Source organism: Roseiflexus castenholzii DSM 13941 (assembly GCF_000017805.1).
GTDB lineage: Bacteria > Chloroflexota > Chloroflexia > Chloroflexales > Roseiflexaceae > Roseiflexus > Roseiflexus castenholzii.
In genome coordinates this window covers 1,033,242-1,050,335 of sequence record NC_009767.1, presented here as the reverse complement: position 1 = coordinate 1,050,335, position 17,094 = coordinate 1,033,242, and the positions used below count along the sequence as shown (strand labels likewise).

General features: G+C 60.6%; 15 protein-coding genes. 13 read left to right on the top strand and 2 right to left on the bottom strand.

What is annotated here, in order from left to right:
• Nucleotides 1–9 precede the first annotated feature (9 nt).
• On the bottom strand, nt 10–1,410 hold the full coding sequence (locus RCAS_RS04110) for a multidrug transporter (protein ID WP_012119350.1): 1,401 nt from the start codon (nt 1,408–1,410) through the stop codon (nt 10–12).
• 303 nt (nt 1,411–1,713) lie between these two features.
• A complete protein-coding gene (locus RCAS_RS04105) occupies nt 1,714–2,361 on the bottom strand; it encodes a 4-vinyl reductase (RefSeq protein WP_012119349.1) in 648 nt (215 codons plus the stop codon).
• 432 nt (nt 2,362–2,793) lie between these two features.
• Here RCAS_RS04105 and RCAS_RS04100 point away from each other — a divergent pair, with 432 nt between their 5' ends.
• The 13 genes from RCAS_RS04100 (at nt 2,794) to RCAS_RS04045 (ending at nt 17,094) form a co-directional block, all read left to right on the top strand.
• Nucleotides 2,794–3,960: a glycosyltransferase family 4 protein gene (locus RCAS_RS04100; protein WP_012119348.1), complete on the top strand. Its 1,167-nt coding sequence runs from the start codon at nt 2,794–2,796 to the stop codon at nt 3,958–3,960.
• Between the two features lie 241 nt (nt 3,961–4,201).
• Nucleotides 4,202–5,302: a glycosyltransferase family 2 protein gene (locus RCAS_RS04095; RefSeq protein ID WP_012119347.1), complete on the top strand. Its 1,101-nt coding sequence runs from the start codon at nt 4,202–4,204 to the stop codon at nt 5,300–5,302.
• A 419-nt stretch (nt 5,303–5,721) separates the two neighbouring features.
• Nucleotides 5,722–6,657: a hypothetical protein gene (locus RCAS_RS04090; protein WP_049768789.1), complete on the top strand. Its 936-nt coding sequence runs from the start codon at nt 5,722–5,724 to the stop codon at nt 6,655–6,657.
• Nucleotides 6,635–7,825: a glycosyltransferase family 4 protein gene (locus tag RCAS_RS04085; protein WP_012119345.1), complete on the top strand. Its 1,191-nt coding sequence runs from the start codon at nt 6,635–6,637 to the stop codon at nt 7,823–7,825. Before RCAS_RS04090 ends, RCAS_RS04085 begins: the two co-directional genes overlap by 23 nt.
• 25 nt (nt 7,826–7,850) lie before the next feature.
• A complete protein-coding gene (locus RCAS_RS04080) occupies nt 7,851–8,615 on the top strand; it encodes a Uma2 family endonuclease (protein WP_012119344.1) in 765 nt (254 codons plus the stop codon).
• Complete coding sequence (locus tag RCAS_RS25515; RefSeq protein WP_198135997.1) at nt 8,612–8,878, top strand: hypothetical protein; 267 nt, start codon at nt 8,612–8,614, stop codon at nt 8,876–8,878. The genes RCAS_RS04080 and RCAS_RS25515 overlap by 4 nt, the downstream gene beginning before the upstream one ends.
• On the top strand, nt 8,805–9,590 hold the full coding sequence (locus RCAS_RS04075) for a Uma2 family endonuclease (RefSeq protein ID WP_012119343.1): 786 nt from the start codon (nt 8,805–8,807) through the stop codon (nt 9,588–9,590). Before RCAS_RS25515 ends, RCAS_RS04075 begins: the two co-directional genes overlap by 74 nt.
• Nucleotides 9,591–9,830: 240 nt before the next feature.
• Nucleotides 9,831–10,694, top strand: coding sequence for a Uma2 family endonuclease (locus RCAS_RS04070; RefSeq protein WP_012119342.1), 864 nt, complete (start codon nt 9,831–9,833; stop codon nt 10,692–10,694).
• A gap of 80 nt (nt 10,695–10,774) precedes the next feature.
• Nucleotides 10,775–11,758, top strand: a complete 984-nt coding sequence (locus RCAS_RS04065) for a hypothetical protein (RefSeq protein WP_157042538.1) — start codon at nt 10,775–10,777, stop codon at nt 11,756–11,758.
• Nucleotides 11,759–11,761: 3 nt separating this feature from the next.
• Nucleotides 11,762–13,681: an asparagine synthase (glutamine-hydrolyzing) gene (gene asnB, locus RCAS_RS04060; RefSeq protein WP_012119340.1), complete on the top strand. Its 1,920-nt coding sequence runs from the start codon at nt 11,762–11,764 to the stop codon at nt 13,679–13,681.
• A complete protein-coding gene (locus RCAS_RS04055; protein WP_012119339.1) occupies nt 13,678–14,808 on the top strand; it encodes a glycosyltransferase family 2 protein in 1,131 nt (376 codons plus the stop codon). The genes asnB and RCAS_RS04055 overlap by 4 nt, the downstream gene beginning before the upstream one ends.
• Entirely contained in the window at nt 14,756–15,805 is a 1,050-nt protein-coding gene (locus tag RCAS_RS04050; RefSeq protein WP_232280162.1) for a glycosyltransferase family 2 protein, read from the top strand. The genes RCAS_RS04055 and RCAS_RS04050 overlap by 53 nt, the downstream gene beginning before the upstream one ends.
• A complete protein-coding gene (locus tag RCAS_RS04045) occupies nt 15,802–17,094 on the top strand; it encodes a glycosyltransferase family 4 protein (protein WP_012119337.1) in 1,293 nt (430 codons plus the stop codon). Before RCAS_RS04050 ends, RCAS_RS04045 begins: the two co-directional genes overlap by 4 nt.

Genomic DNA, 17,094 nt, shown 5'->3' with positions numbered 1-17,094 from the left:
CACAGCCTCCTAGCGTCGCGCAGAAACGGATTGCGCAAGCGACATCGATATCAGCAGCGGACCGTGCGGCTCTTCGTCGCCATCGTGAACGGCGGGATCATACCGATGGGGCCAACGATACACGGTACGGCGCGGCTCGCCGCTTGCGTCGGCATCGTCCTCATCATCACCTGCCAGATGCACGACATTGTGCCCGATGGCGGTGTCCGGCGCCGAGTAGAGCAGCACAGTATTCGATTCTATCATACGTGCCGGGTACACGACAAAACCACTTCCGATCTTGACATTGTGACCGACCGCAGATCCCAGGACCGGCAATCCGACCTCAGCCAGTTCCGGTTTTTCAGCGCCTTTCCAGCGGTGAAAGGTGCGGATGGGCCGATTCAGCAGGTGGAAATCGGTAAAAATGTTGCCCGCGCCGATGAAGGTATTTCGCCCTACCACACACAACTGCAAACAACTGAGTTGGGCGACCATCGAGTTTTCCATCAGTGTGGTCATAAACAAGCCAGCGTTGAACGGCAGGTAGCAGCGGTCGCTCACCACACTCAGCATCACCTGCGATCCCTGCATGATATTGACGTTATCGCCAATCAGGCTATTGGTGATCACGACGCCAGCGCCGATATAGACATTGTTGCCGATGACGGTCGGTCCATGAATAACCGCTGTGGGATCGATCGAGCAATTTTTCCCGACCTTCACCAGACGCGAGCACGACAGAAAATGGTTGCGCCAGGGCGGAGCAAACGGGTTGAGTCGCTCCGCCAGCGTGGTCAATGATACCGCAATTTTCTCTTTCCAACTTTCTTCGACGAGTTGCTCGTGGATCCGCCCCCACGAGAAGACCCCAAACGGCGAGTTTGCCAGAAACAGATGCACCCAGTTTTCGATCGACAGAAACGCGCGCATTGGCACCTGAAACACCAGGTCGCCGTGACGCGCCATATAACTGGGGATGTGGTAGTACCCCATTTCGCGCGGCAACGTATCGATCACCAGCGGCTCCGGATCGGCGTCGGGACCGCGTGGGTAGTAGAACAGGTCGGCGACGTACACGCCATGGCGCTCATCGAGGCGAATGCCTTCTTGCAAGTGCAGCGCGTGCGTGACGATTGCCGCGTCGTTGCGCGCAAAAGCGATGCGACAGGCGCGGCCAGTTTTGCGCGCCTCGCGGATGAAGGCATCGATCAGGTACTCGTTGAAGAACAGATTGTCACGATGGACGAGCAATTCTTCGTTGACCGGCGGCGCTTCTTCGAGCGAGTCGACTTCCAGCGCACCGCGGCAGTAGGGAGCGAGCAGGTCACGTTGCAGCAGCCAGAGCGGTTTGTTCAGCACACGCAGATCGCGCGCCGGCTCGCCGAAGGGGGGAATGAGCGTGCGCTCGCGGATGATAATGCGTTTCATAGATGGAACTCCCCACAACGATAGCCGGAGTTGAAGGAGAGGGCGAACCTCCTTCCAGGCTCTGCTCTGTACTATACAGAATAGGGAAGGGAACCTTCAAGGGCATGAGATTACAGTCGAATTACGCGCCGGAAGATTGATGAGATGCGCCAAAGACGGTATCCGACCTTGAAACAAAAAACACACGCTGCGACCAGCCGGACGGACGGAATCCGGCAGTCGAACGTGTGTATGCATCGGAAGGTTGGAGTGCGCCCGTCCTGTCCCCATTGCGCAAGACGTCTGCACCTCCAGACAATTCAACTAATCGATCGGGTCTTTATCGATGGCAAAGATACATCGTTCGCATCCCATGCCCTGGCACTCAGTCTGTTCGATACGGAACGAATGACCGCCGGTGACCCATGTGAGCGCTTCTTCGAGAATACCCTGCGCAAGATGGCCAACCGGACGATCCGATTTCCGTCCCCAACAGATCGGGCATTTATCGATAATGTACAGGAACTGACCCTTACGCTCCTCGACATGGGACGGTTGATCACTGAACCGATCAAATGTCTGCGCCGTCGCATTGAGAACGATCTTCATTTTCATCGTCATCGGCATGAGCTTCAGCGCAAGGTCAGCCATACCGAGGAGCGGACCAAATTCTTTCAGCCCCAGGTTGAACGCATAGCGTCCAGCGCGAAGTTCCATGCCGCGCGCGCCGCGTGGACCGTACATCGTCTCGGTGGCTTTGGAGATCGCCGACAAATCCGAGAATGGAAATTCGCGTTTGAGGTTATTTGGCGGGTAATTATTGACCAGATGCCGGGTTCCGGCCAGGTTCAACAGCGCATTGACGCCATTTCGCCCCATGACATCCTCGAGGCTGATGAGATACAGGCGGCCGATCAGATTGGGATAATATCGCACCTCAAGTTCATCTGCGCTGCCACGCTCGTCAGGCATTGCCCGGCTCCTTACGGGTCTCAGGAGTAAACGATTGGTTAGAACGCGCCATCAGTCGATGGCTTGCATCATTGTACACGAAGGGATCGGGATCGTCAACAGCATTCACGGCGTTTCTTCGTATGAGCCAATATCGTATGATAGAGTGGCGTAGGTGGTGAGGCGTGCGGCAAGGGGCGGGAAGTCTGAACGCTGAAGGCTGAAGGCGCAAAGGTGGAGGCATTAAACGTTGAATGTTGAACGTGGAACGTGCTCACCGCTGATCACAAACCCCTTTTCCCTGTCCTGTTCCCGGCTCGCAGATCGACACGGATCGCAACGGATGCGCGCGGATGAAACTCTTCGTCGTTCCCGGTTCTCGGCTCCTGGTTCTCAGGATATAATCCGTCAGCGCGAAAACTGTATCGTCAGTCAGAGAGGCAATGACCGGCCATGCGCATTGTGATGCTTGCTCCGTTCGGCATCCGTCCCAAGGGCACACTGGCGGCGCGCATGTTACCGCTGGCGCAGGCGCTCACGCGGCGTGGGCACGAGGTTGTGATCGTTGCGCCGCCGGTACACAACCCGGAGGACGCCGCAACGTGCGTGGTCTATGGCGATGTACCGGTGGTCCATACCGCTGTGCCGTCGATCTCCGGCGCTACGGCAGTGGCGCAGCAGACTCTCGCGCTGCTACGCGAGACGCTGCGCCGCTCGCCGGATGTTGTGCATCTGTTCAAACCAAAGGGGTATAGCGGTCTCGCCGCTTTGCTGCTTCGGGCGACTCGCCCGGCATTGCCGCTGGTGGTGGATACTGATGATTGGGAAGGTTTCGGCGGTTGGAACGATCTGCTGCCGTATCCTCCGGCGGCAAAGCGTCTGTTTGCCTGGCAGGAGCGCGATCTGCTGCGCCGGGCAAATGCGGTGACGGTCGCCAGTCGCGCGCTCGAAACCCTGATATGGAGTCTTGGCATTGATCCTGATCGCGTCTTTTACCTGCCGAATGGCGTCGAACGTTTAGCATCGAACATCCCGTGTCCCATGTCCCATGTCTCACGTGCAACGTGGAACCTTCTCCTCTATACCCGCTTTTGGGAACTCGATGTGCGCGAGGTTGTGGCGGCGCTTACCGGGATTACGTCCCGGCGACCGGATGCCCGCCTGATCGTAGCCGGCAAAGGTGAGCGTGGCGAGGAGCAGATTCTGCTGCGCCTGACGGCACGCGCCGGTCTTTCACACGTTGTCGATTATCGGGGATGGTTGTCGCCGGATCAGATCCCGGCGACGCTGGCATCCGCCGATGTTGCGCTCATGCCTATGCAGGATACGCTGATCAACCGCACGCGCGGTCTGGCGAAACTGCTCGAGTTGATGGGCGCCGGTCTGCCGATTGTCGCCAGCCGAGTTGGGCAAGCAGCCGAGTACCTGGAGCATGGCGTGAGCGGCTGGCTCGTTCCGCCGGGCAATGCTGGGGCTTTGGCGGAAGCGGCGCTCCTTCTGCTGAACGATGCCGATCTCCGGCAACGCCTGAGTGTTGGGGCGCGTCAGGCGGCCTGGCGCTACGCCTGGGGCGCGCTGGCGCCGGTTGTTGAACAGGCATATGTGAGGGCGCGGGGTTGAGCGTGTTGAACGTTCGATGGCGTAGACCTTTGAGGCCGGCGACGTGCGGGCGCGTTGCTGCCGCGCCCCTACGTTGCCGTCACAATCCCGTGCATCGCGCCCCTGCATCTGCCTGCAATTTGTAACCCTCATTGTCTCAACTGTTTCGGCCTTATTATCGATTTGACTCCATGTCGATCAATCGCATACGCTGACATCACCATATACTGGTAATGGCGATCATAATCACCGGAATGGGGACATGGGTAAGCACGATTTCCATGGTGGATCGGCAACAAACCGGCGCGATGCGTCTGCATCGCCGGCTTCCGCAATCCCTACCGACGACCCGCACGCGGCGCTGGCGTTCTGCCGCCGTCTGGCAGGGTTGATCGCCGATCACTCCGTCAATGGCGCTGCAAAAACGCCACAACCGCAGCCACACCTCTCGGTCGTGATGCCGGTCTTCAATGAGCGCGAGAACCTGCCGGCGCTCTATGAGCGTCTGACCCGCGTGCTGAACGCCGAAGGGCAGCAATATGAACTGGTGTTCGTGGACGACGGGAGCCGGGATGGCAGTCGGGATGTGTTGCTGACCCTTGCTGCACGCGATCCGCGCGTCGTCGTCGTCGAGCTGGCGCGCAACTTCGGGCATCAGATTGCGATCAGCGCCGGGCTGGATCACGCACGCGGCGATGGCGTCATTGTGATGGACTCGGATTTGCAGGACCCGCCGGAGGTGCTGCCGCAGTTTATCGCTCGCTGGCGCGAGGGGTACGATGTCGTGTACGCAGTGCGCGCGAGGCGGAAAGAGAACCTCTTGCTGCGCGTGGCATATGCGTTCTTCTACCGGATGTTGCGGCGGATCGCCAATATCGACATTCCGCTCGACGCTGGCGATTTCTGCCTGATGGATCGGCGCGTTGTCGATATATTGACGGCAATGCCGGAACGAAACCGGTTCGTGCGCGGCATTCGCAGTTGGGTTGGGATGCGGCAGATCGGGTTGCCCTACGACCGACAAGGACGGCACGCCGGGAAGCCGAAATACACACTGAGTCGGTTAACCTATCTGGCGCTCGATGGGATTGTGTCGTTCAGTTTCGTTCCACTGCGGATTATCACGATGCTCGGCTTTCTCGTCTCGACGATCTCGATAGCGCTGGCAATCGTGTACGCCGTGCAGCGCATCGCGTTCGGGCTGACCCCGCCTGGATTCCCGACCCTGATCGTGGCGATTTTCTTCCTGTCCGGCATTCAGCTGATTACCATCGGCGTCATCGGTGAGTATGTGGGGCGCATTTTCGAGGAGGTCAAACAGCGTCCGTTGTATGTGGTGCGGCGGGTGGTTGGCGGGGAGTAGAACCGGAGAACTGAGAACCGAGAACTGAGAACCCAGAACTGAGAACTGATACCAATGCGCGGTCATTCGTACAATACTGCCAGGGTGCTGCGGGCGAAAGCCCTCGCTGAGGCACGCGGTTCGACTGCGCTCACCGCAAGTGTAAGCCCCCTTGGGGCTGCTGATGCCGAGACATTATCAGGTTGTTACGCCTTGCGAACCGGGCGCTCGAACATCGTGTATGACTGACCGCAAGGTAGTATGAGAATCAAGAACTGAGAACCGATACTCATGCACGGTCATTCGTACAATGCTGCACTGCCAATGTACACTGCTCATCCCCAAGTGAACCGGGCGCTCGAACATCGTGTAGATTGCGATTCGGCGTGAGGACTGAGAGTCAAATGAATCTGCGCTCTATTGCAAGACATCAAGGATGGATGTGGCAGACCTGGTACAGTGTTCGCTGGTATCGCCAGGTGCTGCTTGCGATAATGATTGGGAGCGCTGCGGCTGTGTTGTGTTACCGATTCAGAACGCTGCCAATGTATTACCCGGGTCCGGGCGATTTCAACTGGGCGCTTGATACGGCGACCGCCCTTTTTCAGGGGCGTGATCCCTACGACTTTGAAGCATCATCGCTCAAAGTGCCATATCCGCTGCCTGTCGCTCTGTTCGGATTGCCGTTTGTGGCATTGCCCAAACCCCTGGCAGCGGCGCTCTTCTTTGGCGGATCGTCGGGGTTGTTGGCGTATGGCATTCTGCGCGCCAATGAACCGTGGCGACTGTCCATCTTTGCGTCATTTCCATACATCTATGCCTTGATGTTTGCTCAATGGTCACCGCTCATTGCCGCAGCGTGGTTTTTCCCGGCGCTGGCGCCGCTCCTGGCGCTGGTCAAGCCGAATATCGCATTGCCTGTGGCGCTGAATCGTCTGACATGGACCGGCGTAACGCTGGCAGGCGGCACGCTTCTCGTATCGTTGCTGATTTACCCCTCCTGGCCCCTGCGCTGGCTTGGAATGACGCGAGAGTATCAGAACATAACACCCCTGCTGACGCTACCGTTCGGTCCTTTTCTGGCGCTTGCGCTGCTGCGCTGGCAAGATGATCGCGCCCGTTTGCTCCTGGCGATGTCGGTGCTGCCGTTTCGCGGAGTGTACGACCTGGTGGCGCTCTGGCTGATACCTCGCTTGAGTCGCCATGCGTTCGTTCTGACGGCATTAAGCTGGACTGTGCCGCTTTTCGATTTCGGCGTCGGGCTACAGACTCGTCCGGCCTGGTCGGTTCCGGTATTGTTCCTGCCTGCGTTGGGGTGCGTTCTCTATGATCTCTGTCAAGAGAGACGGCACGATGCGCATTCTCATGCTCAATAATGAGTTTCCGCCGCTCGGCGGAGGCACAGGCACGGTCAACAAGGCGCTGTTGCAGCGTTTCGCCCGTGTCGCCGGTCTGGAGATCGATCTGTTCACGGCAGCATTGGGAAGCAGACCGGAACGTGAGCAGTTCAGCGAACGCATTCAGATCTATAAGGTTCCGGTCAATAACCGCGATCTGCACCACTCGTCGAACCGTGAGTTGCTGACCTATGCGGCTGCGGTGTCGCCTGTTGCGCTGGCACGACACCGCGCGATGCCTTACGACTTCTGCTTCGCCTGGAGCGCCGTTCCTGCCGGCGGCGTGGCGTTGGCGCTCCGCCGCCTGACCGGATTGCCCTACCTGGTGCGGGTGTGCGGACCGGACATTCCCGGCTTCGAGGAGCGGTACGGCTGGCTATACCCGCTGCTGACGCCGTTCATCCGCGCGGTGTGGCGCAATGCGCGCCTGGTGGTGGCAAAGTGCGACGGCGAAGCCGCCATGATCCGCGCCGTTGACCCTACAATCACCCCAATGCTTGTGCCGAACGGGGTTGATGTTGCGGCATTTCACATCGCGTCGCTGCGCCCGCACGGTCCATTGCGCATCATCTGCGTGGCGCGCCTGATTGAGCGCAAAGGACAGCGTCATCTCATCGCCGCGTTGCGCCGTCTGCGCGACGCCGGCGTGGCAGCAACCGTCGAGTTCGTTGGAACCGGCGATGCTGAACAGACTTACCGCGCCGAAGCGGAGCGCCTGCACGTCGCCGATCTGGTGACCTTCGCAGGGTATGTGCCGCGCGAGCGGATTGCCGAACACTATGCGAATGCCGACGTATTTGTGCTGCCATCGTACAATGAGGGAATGAGCGTGGCGACACTCGAGGCTATGGCTGCCGGGTTGCCGCTTGTGGTCACGCGCACCGGCGGAACTACAGAGCTGGTGCAGGAAGGTGTAAACGGGCTGACCTTCGCCTGGAGCGATGTCGAGACGTTGACACAACACCTGACGTATCTCGCCGCGAACCGTGATTATCTGCGGCAGATGGGCGCCGCGTCGCGGCAGCGGGCGGAACGGATGTCGTGGGAAGCAGTGGCGCAGCAGTACCTGCCCATGTTTGAACAACTGGCGTCCAAAACAGCACGCCAACGTGCCGTCAGCGCGGCGAACGTGCTACAATGTTCCTAAGCGCGCAGCGCCAGGAGGAGACACGATGACGACGCCTGTGACTATGCCGGAGGTGGACCCCGCCCAACCGCCGCCGCCGGAGTATCTGCCGGATTATGACCGGTTCATCACCGAGGACGACGCGCCGGTGGACAACTTCTTCTCCGAAAAGCAACAGCGCCTGCTGACCGAGCCGCTCTACAGCGCCGACGTCGCCGCGCGCCTCGGACGCCCCCTCCTCGCCGCCGCCAATGTCGGCATCTTCTTCGGCGAAGGCGAGCCGGCCATCGTCCCCGACGCCCTGCTCAGCCTGGACGTGCGCCTCGCCGACGACCTCTGGCCCAAGCCCAACCGCTCGTATTTCATCTGGCGCTTCGCCAAGCCGCCCGACGTGGTGGTGGAGATCGTCTCCAACCGCGAGGGCGGCGAACTCGACCGCAAACGGACGCGGTATGTCCAACTCGGCGTCGGCTACTGCCTCGTCTTCGACCCGCAGCGCCTCCTGGGAACGGAACTGCTGCACTGCTACGAGTTGCGCGGACGAACCTACACGCCGTGCGACAGCCCCATCCTGCCCGACGTCGGGCTGGGGGCGCGCCTGTGGGACGGGGAGTACGAAGGAGTGCAGGCGGTCTGGCTGCGCTGGTGCGACCGGGACGGCAACCTGATCCCCACCGGGGCGGAACTGGCGGCGCAGGAGCGCCAGCGTGCCGAAGTGGAGCGCCAGCGCGCCGAAGCCGAGCGCCAGCGCGCCGAGCGGCTGGCGGCGCGGTTGCGCGCCCTGGGGATCGACCCCGATGCGGAAGCGTGAGCAGCGCACGTCTTCGGCAGATGGGCGCCGCGTCGCGGCAGCGGGCGGAACGGATGTCGTGGGAAGCAGTGGCGCAGCAGTACCTGCCCATGTTTGAACAACTGGCGTCCAAAACAGCACGCCAACGTGCCGTCAGCGCGGCGAACGTGCTACAATATTCCCACGCGCGCAGCGCCAGGAGGAGACACGATGACGACGCCTGTGACTATGCCGGAGGTGGACCCCGCCCAACCGCCGCCGCCGGAGTATCTGCCGGATTATGACCGGTTCATCACCGAGGACGACGCGCCGGTGGACAACTTCTTCTCCGAAAAGCAACAGCGCCTGCTGACCGAGCCGCTCTACAGCGCCGACGTCGCCGCGCGCCTCGGACGCCCCCTCCTCGCCGCCGCCAATGTCGGCATCTTCTTCGGCGAAGGCGAGCCGGCCATCGTCCCCGACGCCCTGCTCAGCCTGGACGTGCGCCTCGCCGACGACCTCTGGCCCAAGCCCAACCGCTCGTATTTCATCTGGCGCTTCGCCAAGCCGCCCGACGTGGTGGTGGAGATCGTCTCCAACCGCGAGGGCGGCGAACTCGACCGCAAACGGACGCGGTACGCCCAACTCGGCGTCGGCTACTGCCTCGTCTTCGACCCGCAGCGCCTCCTGGGAACGGAACTGCTGCGCTGCTACGAGTTGCGCGGGCGAACCTACACGCCGTGCGACAGCCCCATCCTGCCCGACGTCGGGCTGGGGGCGCGCCTGTGGGACGGGGAGTACGAAGGGGTGCAGGCGGTCTGGCTGCGCTGGTGCGACCGGGACGGCAACCTGATTCCCACCGGGGCGGAACTGGCGGCGCAAGAGCGCCAGCGCGCCGAAGTGGAACATGCGCGGGCAGAGGCGGAGCAACAGCGCGCCGAAGCCGAGCGCCAGCGCGCCGAGCGACTGGCAGCGCGGTTGCGCGCGCTGGGGATCGACCCCGATGCGGAAGCGTGAGATGTGCGGCATTTGCGGCATCGCCCCCCTCGCACGCCGCATCCCGTCGGCGCGACGCACCGGCGCGCGAAGGAGGAAAGGGGGCGGGCAAGGAGCGGAACGATGACGACCACGCGCGTCCGTCGGGAAAAAGGAACGCAACCGCATAAGGGCGGGCAAGGAGCGGAACGATGACGACCACGCCCGCGCGACCGGTTGCCCAGAAGCGCCACGAGAGGGTGTGCGCCAGGAGGAGACACGATGACGACGCCTGTGACTATGCCGGAGGTGGACCCCGCCCAACCGCCGCCGCCGGAGTATCTGCCGGATTATGACCGGTTCATCACCGAGGACGACGCGCCGGTGGACAACTTCTTCTCCGAAAAGCAACAGCGCCTGCTGACCGAGCCGCTCTACAGCGCCGACGTCGCCGCGCGCCTCGGACGCCCCCTCCTCGCCGCCGCCAATGTCGGCATCTTCTTCGGCGAAGGCGAGCCGGCCATCGTCCCCGACGCCCTGCTCAGCCTGGACGTGCGCCTCGCCGACGACCTCTGGCCCAAGCCCAACCGCTCGTATTTCATCTGGCGCTTCGCCAAGCCGCCCGACGTGGTGGTGGAGATCGTCTCCAACCGCGAAGGCGGCGAACTCGACCGCAAACGGACGCGGTACGCCCAACTCGGCGTCGGCTACTGCCTCGTCTTCGACCCGCAGCGCCTCCTGGGAACGGAACTCCTGCGCTGCTACGAGTTGCGCGGGCGGACCTACACGCCGTGCGACAGCCCCATCCTGCGCGACGTCGGGCTGGGGGCGCGCCTGTGGGACGGGGAGTACGAAGGGGTGCAGGCGGTCTGGCTGCGCTGGTGCGACCGGGACGGCCACCTGATCCCCACCGGGGCGGAACTGGCGGCGCAAGAGCGCCAGCGCGCCGAAGCCGAGCGCCAGCGCGCCGAAGCCGAACAACAGCGTGCCGAAGTGGAGCGCCAGCGCGCCGAAGCCGAACAACAGCGTGCCGAAGCCGAGCGCCAGCGCGCCGAAGCCGAGCGCCAGCGCGCCGAGCGGCTGGCGGCGCGGTTGCGCGCCCTGGGGATCGACCCCGATGCGGATATGCCCGAAATACATCAATAAATCTATTGCTAATGATACTCAGCCTGAAAGAAGGATTGCTCCGACTGTACGCAGATACGAACAGCACAATGAGTATCGCAATGATACGCTCAACTTTCTGCGAGGCTTCACATCGTCGTGTATGGATTTCATGCCTGATAGGCGCTCTTTCGGCTATCGTCCTGATCAGGCTACATCCGAATCACATTGATGGAATCCTGGTAGATATGGGGTGGGCGTTCAATGCCGCACGTGATCTGTGGGAAGGTCGCGATCCGTATCGCCACGAACCATCAATGATGCTTGTGCCGTATCCACTCACAGCCGCGATTGTCATTTTTCCCTGGGCGTTTTTTCCAGGTATATGGGGATTAGTGTTGCTTTTTGGGATAGGTAGCGCCTGCTTAGCGTATATCCTGATCCGCGACAACCAGTACTGGCGACTAATCGTCTTTGTATCACCAGCGTACTTTATGGCGCTCAAAAGCATTCAATGGTCACCTTTCTTCATGCTTGCACTATTCCTACCGGTTTTTGCACCGGTTTTGCTAGCTAAACCCACGATAGCATTTCCAGTCGCACTTTCTATTAAATGGACGCCGATACGACTAATAATGACAACTTTGATAGGAATAATCCCATTTATTTTGATTCCTGACTGGTTCTGGCGATGGATCGATCAATCCAGGCACTACGGCGGATTTATTCCGATTCTTTCATGGTTCGGACCCATTTTTCTGGTTAGCATCTTTTTCTATCGCAATTACAAAACCCGTTTCTTTTTCTTAATGAGTATGACACCTCAACATCTTTTCTTCTACGATCAATTACTCCTTTGGGTAATTCCAAAAACGCGCCAGCAAATGCTGATCTTGACAGTTTCATCATGGATAGGGTTCCTCTATATCTTAATGAATTTCGAAACATTATGGGTCAATGAAGTCTATTTACTAACGACAACTTATCTACCTGCATTTTTCATCGTACTCTGGCAAGAACCCGCCGTTCATAAGCGCTTTCACGCCATTTTCATGATATTGCTGAACAAACACGACCGTTTTGCATTCGACAGGACGAAAGAGTAGCACATGTGCGGCATTTGCGGCATCGCAACCCCTGATCTTCAACAACCCGTCGATGCGGCGCTGCTCCGGCGCATGAACGCACGCATCATCCACCGCGGACCCGACAGTGACGGGTTTCATGTCGAAAGTGGACTGGGTATGGCGATGCGACGCCTGGCAATCATCGACGTGCGCGGCGGACACCAACCGATTGCCGGTGAAGACGGGCAGACGCTGGTCACGTTCAACGGCGAAATCTTCAACTTCCAGGAATTGCGCCGCGAACTGGAGCAGTATGGGCACCGCTTCGCTACCTCTAGCGATACCGAGGTGATCGTTCACGCCTACGAGCAATGGGGCGACGATGCGCTGCTGCGTTTCAACGGCATGTTCGCCTTTGCCCTGTGGGACCGGCGGAAGCGGCGGTTGTTGCTGGCGCGCGACGGAATGGGGAAGAAGCCGCTCTTCTGGTGGCACAGCTCCGTTCACGGGTTGCTCTGGGGGTCGGAAGCCAAATGCATCCTGGCGGCGCCGTGGGTTGCGCGGCAGGTCGAGCCGCTGGCGCTCCACCATTACCTGACGCTCCAGTACACGCCGGACCCGCTGACGATGTTTCAGGGCGTTTTTCAACTGCCGGCCGCGCACAAACTGGTCTTTGAGGCTGGCGCAGCGCCGAAGATCGAGCGCTGGCGGCAGATCGCCTTTGAGCCGAAACTGAACCTGAGCGACACCGAAGCGATTGAACAGGCGCGGGTTCTGTTACGTGAAGCGGTTGCGCGCCGTCTGATCGCCGAAGTGCCGCTCGGCGCTTTCCTGAGCGGCGGCATCGATTCGTCGATTATCGTTGCGTTGATGGCGGAACAGATGAGCGCACCGGTCAAGACCTTCTCGATCGGCTTCGATGAGCCGCTCTTCTCCGAAACGCGCTATGCGCGCGCCGTTGCCGAACGGTACGCCACCGACCATCACGAGTTCATCTTCCGCCCTGCCGACCTGACAGCCACGATTGAAGCGGTGGTCGAGGCGTGTGACGAACCGCTGGCAGACCCGGCGGCGCTGCCGCTGTTCGAGTTGTCGCGCCAGACGCGCAGGCACGTCACAGTGGCGCTGTGCGGCGACGGCGGCGACGAGACGCTTGCGGGGTATCGGCGGTACGCGCTTGACGGTTTGCTGCGCCCGTATGCCGCATTGCCGGCGTGGATCACGCGGCGGGCTGTGCCGGCAGCCGTGGGATGGCTCCCCGACCCGACATGGATCCCCGAGGATCGCAGCCCGATCACCGGATTGAAGCGACTGGCGCAATGGTCGGCGACGACCCCCAAAGCCTCGCTGGTGCGCTGGGGATCGTACTTCAGCCACGATGACAAACTGGCGCTTTACACCGACCGCTGGCGCGATGCGTTTGCGAATGTCGATACGGCGGACCTGATCGCCGCCGCCTATGACAACGCGCGCGCCGCGAGTCACCTGGACCGGACGCTCCATGCCGATCACGTGACATACCTGGCGGGCGACCTGTTGCCGAAGACCGACCGGATGAGCATGGCGCACGCGGTTGAAGTGCGCGCGCCACTCCTCGACGACTGGTGGGTCGCATGGACGGCACGGCTGCCAGAACGCTTCAAGGTGCGCGGCACACAGACGAAATGGCTGCTCAAAGCCGCATTCGGCGACAAACTCCCGCCGGAGGTGGCTGCGCGCGGCAAACAAGGGTTCAGCGTACCGGTGGGGCAATGGCTGCGCGGCGAACTGCGCGCATGGGCGCGCGAGCGCTTGCTGGGCAACCCGGCGCTGCGCGAATGGTTCCGCCCTGCCGCGCTTGCGCAGTTGCTGGCGGAACACGACAGCGGGCGGATCAACCACGGCAAGCGCCTGTGGGCGCTGCTGCTGTTCGGGGTGTGGGTGGAGCGGTATGTCATACAGGAAGTGTGGAACAAGGCATGAACCGCCCAGTTACCGTTGTGACCGTGAACTATAACCACAGCCACTACCTCCCGGCGTACCTCGACTCGCTGCGTCGCAGCAGTTACCCGATCAGCAACATGATCGTCGTTGACAACGATTCAACTGATGAATCGCTTGCTCTTTTGCGCTCATATCCTGATGTTACGGTCTTGGCAAATCAGCGCAACATCGGGTACTCCGCCGCACTCAACCAGGCGATCCGGTGCGCACAGACGAATCTGGTGTGCGCCACCGGACCCGATGTGGTGGTTGACGCCAACTGGCTCGGTCCGTTGGTGGCATACTATCAGCGCAATCCAGAGACTATATTTGCGGTTGCATCTCGTGTTCTGACGATGGACCGTATGCAGGTGCAATCAGCAGGCGGAAGTCTCCATTTCTGCGGGCACCTCTGCGTCTACGAGATGTGGGAACCGGTGATCTCGACGGATGACACGACGCCGCACGAGGTCGGCGCAATTGACTCGACCTCAGCGTTGTTTGATCGCGAGAAGTTTCTGGCAATCGGCGGGTGCGACCCGGATTTTTTTGTCTATCACGAGGAATTCGACTACTGCTATCGGGCACGTATGCGCGGCTGGACATGCTGGTATCATCCTGGATCGGTCGTTTATCATGGCGAGGGATCGGCGGAGTTTTCCGTGCGCGGCAGCGGCGCCTATCCACGCAAACGCCCCTTCCTGCACACGCGGAATCGGCTGCTGTCGGTGTTCAAAAATTACCAGATGCGCACGATTGTCGCCATCCTGCCGGCGCTGCTCCTGGTAGAATTGCTGACGCTCTTCGCCTTATGGCGCCTGGGGCTGCACGGCGCGTATGGCGACGCCGCGCGCTGGCTGTGGCGTTATCGCAAAGAAACCGCGCTTAAGCGCACAATCGTCCAGCGATCACGTCGAGTTGATGATGGTCGCCTGTTGAGCGCCGACGCCCTGACCATCTCGCCCGCCCTGCTCAATTCGCCAACGATGCGATTGGCAAAAGGGGCGCTTGATCGTATGCTGGCGCTGTACTGGCGTGGAGTGCGCGGGGTATTGTATCCGTCGAGAAGGTGGTATGACCATCGGACACTTCGCAGTGCAAGGGACCGAACTGACAAAAGACGATGACGGACTGCGACCACTCCTGTCAACCGTCATTGTCAACAGTGACGGTTGCGCCGACACACTGCGCTGCATGGAGTCGCTCTGTGCGCATCCGCCGGACCTTGCGGCGCTGGCGCCGCGCGCTGGCGCGCTGCCGGAGCACGAGATCATTCTGGTAGACAATCGGTCACGCGATGGATGCGTGACGCTGGTGCGCGAGCGTTTTCCCGCAGTCCGCATTCTTGAGTCACCGGCGCGCCAGGGATTTTCAAAAAACTACAATCTTGGGATTCGACACGCGAACGGTGTATTTGTTCTGGCGCTCAATAACGACACCCTCGTTCATCCTGGCGCCCTGACGACGCTGTTGAACGCCATCCTTGACACTCCTGCGTATGGGATGGTTGGTCCGCGCCTGATTGGGCGCGATGGCTGGGTGCAGGCGGTATGCGCACGCCCGGTGCTGACGCCTCTGGAATACCTCCTGACGCAATCAATTGCCGATCCTGGCTTCCCTATCGGACGGTTATGGCTGCTCTCCCAGCAGATAAGCGTGGCGCGTCGGCGGAGCGGTTCTGTCCCTTGCATCAGCGGCGCGTGCATGCTGGTGCGACGCACGGCGTTTGAACAGGCAGGATTGTTCGATGAAGCGGTCGATTTCTACTACGAAGATATCGAATGGTGTCACCGTATGGCATGCCATGGCTGGCAGGTAGGGTATGTCGCGGAAGCGACCATTACCCATCTCGGCGATCAATCGATCAGAAATGTCAAAGTCTGGGCAAAGAAGAGCGAATACTTCAGCGCGCTGCGCTACTTTCGCAGGTACCACGGACTCACCGATGAAGGGGCGCGTGTGCTGCGCGCAGCGACCTCGTTTGGCTGGTTGATGCGCGGCATTGCTTTCGTGCTGGCTGAAGGGTTGTTCGGGCTGAAAGGGCACGCGCGCGCCTATCTCTATCTCTGGCACTGGATTCTGCGCGATCCGTCCGCCAGACCTGACCGGGTAGAGAGTCAATGACTGCCATACATCGTTCAGAACGGCGTCTTTTGATGATCAGTTACTACTATGCGCCGACAGAGAACCCCGGCACGCGACGGGTTGGGGCATTCGTGCGCTATCTGCCACAGTATGGGTATCGTCCGGCGGTGCTGACGACATCGAGTTACGGTGCGCTCGCTGATGATGAGGAGCGCCTGATCTTCCGCGCGCCCGACATCCTGGACATTGGGCGCTGGCTTGCCCGTCGCATCAAGAATGGGCAAGTCGCAGCAACCGGCACGTCGTGGTCGCCTATCGTGACGCCAGATAGCACACTGTCGCGCGCACTGAACAAGATTCTCATTCCCGATATTCATACCGGATGGCTCCCCGGCGCGGTTTTGCGCGGCATTCAAGTGCTGCGCGCCGGGACATTCCGCGCAATTTTCAGCAGTGCGCCGCCGCCATCGGCGCACCTGACTGCACTGGCACTGAAGCGGTTGTCCGGCTTGCCCTGGGTCGCCGATTTTCGTGATGGCTGGACGTTCGAGCCGCCTGATCCGACGCTCCTGCGTTCAGTTGCTCGAATGCGCATTGAACGAGCGCTGGAAGAGGCGGTCGTGCGCAATGCCGATCAGATCGTGACCGTCAATCAGGTGCTTGCGGATGATCTGCGACGAAGGCATCCGTTTGTGAATGTCACGGTGATCAGCAACGGATATGACGCTGCTGAAGTTGGAACACTGCGACCGCACACGAAGGGAGAGCGTTTGCGAGTTGTTCATACCGGCGCTCTTGCGCACAGCCGTAGCCACACGAACGTTGCCGGGTTGCTTGCGGCTTTGGACAACTTGCGACAGAATCGGTCGTCTGTCCTGGCAGACCTCGAGGTTTGTTTTATTGGAAACCTGGGAGCAGCAGAGCAGGAGGCGCTTACATGCAACGGTCGTCGGCGCCCCATCACAATCCAGGGTCCTGTGCCGCACCACGAAGCGCTTCAGCGTCAGGCGGAGGCCGATGTGTTACTCCTGGTGACTGCCCCCAACGCCGCCAGCGTCACGACCAGCAAACTCTTCGAGTACCTCGCCAGCGGACGACCCATCCTGGCGCTGACCGGGCGCTCGGCGGCTGCGGCGCTCATCGAGGAGTTCAATGCCGGAATTGTCGTTGCACCTGATGATGTGGACGGCATCTGCCGGGCGCTTGAATGGTTCTACGAACGCTGGTGCTCGAACAATCTGCCAACGCGCGTCGATCCGCGCGTGCAGCGCTTCGAACGCCGCAGCCTGACCGGAGAGCTGGCGAAGATCTTCGATACACTGATGTAG